This window comes from Acinetobacter sp. AG1 (assembly GCF_001005525.1).
Taxonomy (GTDB): domain Bacteria; phylum Pseudomonadota; class Gammaproteobacteria; order Pseudomonadales; family Moraxellaceae; genus Acinetobacter; species Acinetobacter modestus.
In genome coordinates this window covers 1-4,180 of sequence record NZ_LBMZ01000039.1, presented here as the reverse complement: position 1 = coordinate 4,180, position 4,180 = coordinate 1, and the positions used below count along the sequence as shown (strand labels likewise).

Here is a 4,180-nt window from a genome sequence, read left to right as displayed (position 1 = left end):
GGGTCCCAATGGTTTCCATCGTAGCTTTACGGGTAATGTTGCTCAAGTAAGTCAGTTTGAAGCTTTGCCAGAAATCCGTGTGTGTATGGAAGAATGTGATCCGAAACTGTTCTTGAAAGTACGCAATGATGGCGCCCAAACAGCAAAATTGATTGTAAAAGCGAATGCTTATTTACCGAATAAGACATGGCAGATTGAAACGACTACAGCTGAAAAAGCGTTGAGTTGGGATATGTCTGAATTTGGTGGTTGGTATGACTTTACAGTGACGATTCAAAATGAACCAAGTGTTAGTCGCAGGTTTGCGGGTCGTCTTGCGTCTAACGAAGACTCATTTTCTGATCCATATATTGGGGTGATAGGCGTATAGGATTTCGATCTACTTATAAAAAAGCGGCTAAAAAATATTCTTTAGCCGCTTTTTTATAGGCTGAAATTATCACAGTAAAAACCAATAGAGATAGAACAGAATTAGCATCAGATTGGAAAACCAAAAAGAAATACTTCTGCAGGATGAAAATCGATCTGTTTTCTAAAATAAGAATAATGTACAACCCTATAGCCAATCGTGAATGATGTTAAAGCACATACGAAATAGAGTGTGTCTATCTTTTTATTTGAATAAATTGAGCTACTGAGCATGCTGGGCTTTTCGGTTCAAAATGAAATTAAATATCATCATCTGATTGTAAACAATAGCTCACAGAGTATTTGCATGCGGTAACACAACACTCAATTTTTTCTCATTTTGGATTGATAGACTCGAAAAATTAAGAATAAATAAGGAAGGGGAACATGGTACAAGTTTTTCTAATATTATTAACTGCAGTGACTTTTGTGTTAATGGCAGCAGATCCACGACCCACTGATTCAGCTGAAGCTAAATCAGCGTGGACTGAGAAAGTCGAAATGACAAAAATTTCGACTTCTGATGCACTTAAAACACAGCAATCGGATGATGCTTAGAATATTTAAGCATTAAAACGCATAGATAAGTCTACAGCACGAACATCTTTAGTGAGTACGCCCATTGAAATATAGTCGACGCCTGTGGTTGCAACTTCGCGCAAGTTCTCAATTGTAATATTACCAGAAGCCTCTAATTTACAACGCCCCGCAACATGCTTGACCGCATCAATCATTTGTTGCTGGCTAAAATTATCTAACATCACGATATCTGCACCAGCTTCAAGTGCTTGGTTTAACTCGTCCCAAGTCTCAACTTCTACTTCGACAGGTTTACCCGGTGCAATGTCATGTGCCTTAGCAATTGCTTGAGCAATACCACCAGCTGCCATGATATGGTTTTCTTTAATTAAGAATGCATCAAATAGACCTAAACGATGGTTTTGTCCACCACCCACAGCAACTGCATATTTTTGTGCAATACGTAGACCTGGTAAGGTTTTACGTGTATCAAGCAATTTGGTATTTAAACCCTCAAGTTGTTGCACATAATTTGCAGTTTTAGTCGCCACAGCAGAAAGTGTTTGAATAAAGTTTAAAGCAGGGCGTTCCACAGTCAGTAAACTACGTGCAGAACCAGCGAGTTTTAAAAAGGCCTCATTTGCTGCAACATGCTCACCTTCTTGTTTAAGCCATGTGATTTGTACTGAGTCATCATACGCCTGAATCAAAGCATTCACCCAAGGTTGACCAGCTAAAACCATGTCTTCACGGGTAATAATGGTTGCGGTTGCTTGCTCTACTTCAGGGGTAAGCATTGCGGTAATATCACCATCCCCAATATCTTCTTGTAATGCTTGTTGAATATTGATTTGAATAGATTGTTCAAGCAAAGATTGAGGAATACTCATACCCGTTCCAGTATATTTATGACCAAAAAACTTGTGCGATATATTAGCACCCTCCTCATAAAAAATAAGTATTTCATCTCGATTATTCGTGATAAAGCATGTCAGAATGCAGTAGATAAACATTAAATTGCTGATTCGGGTCATAATGCAACAGGCTAAATTTACTCAAGTGCAAGCTGGAAAATTAATCGGTGCGACCCAGATTGCATCACCTAATTTTAATACTCGTCCTGATGGTGTGGATATTCAACTGGTTGTTATTCATAATATTAGTTTGCCACCCTCACAGTTTGGTGGAGGCTATATTCAGCAGTTTTTTCAAAATAAATTAGATTGGTCTATCCATCCTTATTTTCAGACCATTGAAGGGATGCAGGTATCCGCACATTTGCTGATCTTGCGTACGGGAGAGGTCATTCAATTTGTAAACTTTAATGACCGTTCATGGCATGCAGGACGTTCCAGTTATCTTGCTCAGAAAGAATGTAATGACTATTCGATTGGCATCGAATTAGAAGGCAGCGATGATTTGCCTTTTGAAATTGAACAATATCAGGCTCTCGTAGAAGTCGTAACGCTACTGCGACAGGCCTATCCAAAAATTCAGAATCATATTGCAGGTCACTCTGATATCGCCCCAAAACGTAAAACTGATCCTGGGTTATATTTTGATTGGCAATTATTCCGTCAATTACTATCTAAAAAAACTTCGTCGAATTTATGATTTCACAACGAAATCTATTTTGACTTTCATTACAATAACGCTTTTTAAAAGATAAGCCGTAGGTGAATGCGATGGCATTGTGGCGATCGACTGTCATTGTCAGTGCAATGACGATGTTATCCCGAATTTTGGGATTAGTGCGTGATGTTGTGCTACTCAATGTATTTGGTGCGGGCAAGGACTTCGATACTTTCGTCGTTGCCTTTCGTATTCCCAATTTTTTTCGGCGACTCTTCGCAGAAGGGGCTTTTTCTCAAGCATTCATTCCTGTTCTAACAGAATATAAAACCAGTCGTGCGCATGCCGAAGTTCAGATTCTCATCAGTCGAGTTTTTGGTTGTCTACTCACAGCAATGTCATTATTGACGTTTGTCGCAATGGTTGCTGCACCTGCAATTATTTATATCTATGCACCCGGATTTCATAACGATCCTGAGAAATTTGACCTTGCCGTTGATATGTTTCGTCTTACGATTCCCTATTTGATGTTTATGTCATTAACGGCTTTTGCCAGCAGTATTCTCAATAGCTATGGTTCATTTGCATCACCTGCTTTCTCGCCTGTACTACTTAATGTCGCAATGATAGCAGGTGCATGGTGGTTAACGCCGTATATGGCAGAGCCCATTATGGCATTAGGCTGGGCTGTTGTTGTTGCAGGCGTTTTACAGCTCGCAATTCAGATTCCTGAATTATGGAATAAAAACTTACTGATTCCCCCAAAAGTTGATTTTAAACATGAAGGTGTCGACCGTATTTTAAAACTGATGTTACCTGCTTTATTTGGTGTTTCAGTCACGCAGATCAACTTATTGCTGAATACGATTTGGGCTTCATTCATGCAAGATGGTTCTGTGTCATGGTTATATAGTGCTGAACGTATGACAGAGCTACCATTGGGTTTAATTGGCGTAGCAATCGGTACAGTGATTTTACCTTCGTTATCAGCGCGTCATGCAGAACAAGACCAAGCTAAATTTAAGAGCATGATCGATTGGGCTGCTAAAATCATCATGCTTGTTGGTATTCCTTCGAGTATTGCATTATTTATGTTGTCTACACCGATTATTCAAGCGTTGTTCCAACGTGGTGAATTTACGTTGGAAGATACACGAATGACAGCATTAGCTCTGCAATGTATGAGTGCAGGGGTTATTTCATTTATGTTGATCAAAGTGTTTGCACCTGGTTTTTACGCTCAGCAAGACACCAAAACCCCTGTTCGTGTAGGTTTGATGGCAGTGGCTGCGAATGCGATTTTAAACGTCGTTTTTATCGGTTTCTTTAAATTAATTGATTGGCATGCAGAACACATGGCTTTAGCTTTAGCATCCTCAGGCTCAGCTTTGGTGAATGCGGGTATGCTATATTTCTATTTACATAAACGGAATATTTATCGATTTGGTGCGCATTGGAAGAAACTAGCGTTCCAATATGCAATTGCGAACATCACTATGATTGTCGCGCTTTGGTATGGTTTAAGTTGGTATCAAGGCGATATTTCACAATGGTTACGCATCGCTGAAGTGGCTGGTTTATGTGTAATTGGTGTGGTGGCCTATGTGATTGGATTATTGATTACAGGTTTTCGTCCAAGACAACTTAAGCATTAATATAAAAAAACCTCCTGTACAGGAGG

At 39.5% G+C, this 4,180-nt stretch carries 5 protein-coding genes; 4 read left to right on the top strand and 1 reads right to left on the bottom strand.

Going from position 1 to position 4,180, the window contains the following annotated elements; genetic code table 11:
* Together AAV96_RS00455 and AAV96_RS18195 are read left to right on the top strand one after the other, a co-directional pair.
* The coding region (locus AAV96_RS00455) for a phospholipase domain-containing protein (RefSeq protein WP_046737890.1) at positions 1-370 on the top strand (370 nt) is incomplete at its 5' end.
* Between the two features lie 425 nt (positions 371-795).
* On the top strand, positions 796-966 hold the full coding sequence (locus AAV96_RS18195; RefSeq protein WP_171249099.1) for a hypothetical protein: 171 nt from the start codon (positions 796-798) through the stop codon (positions 964-966).
* A gap of 5 nt (positions 967-971) precedes the next feature.
* On the opposite strand, the gene nadC is transcribed toward AAV96_RS18195, so the two are convergent.
* Complete coding sequence (gene nadC / locus AAV96_RS00450) at positions 972-1,817, bottom strand: carboxylating nicotinate-nucleotide diphosphorylase (RefSeq protein ID WP_046737889.1); 846 nt, start codon at positions 1,815-1,817, stop codon at positions 972-974.
* Positions 1,818-1,962: 145 nt separating this feature from the next.
* Here nadC and ampD point away from each other — a divergent pair, with 145 nt between their 5' ends.
* Positions 1,963-2,541, top strand: coding sequence for a 1,6-anhydro-N-acetylmuramyl-L-alanine amidase AmpD (ampD, locus tag AAV96_RS00445; RefSeq protein WP_046737888.1), 579 nt, complete (start codon positions 1,963-1,965; stop codon positions 2,539-2,541).
* Between the two features lie 62 nt (positions 2,542-2,603).
* Entirely contained in the window at positions 2,604-4,154 is a 1,551-nt protein-coding gene (murJ, locus tag AAV96_RS00440) for a murein biosynthesis integral membrane protein MurJ (protein WP_171249098.1), read from the top strand.
* Positions 4,155-4,180 lie beyond the last annotated feature (26 nt).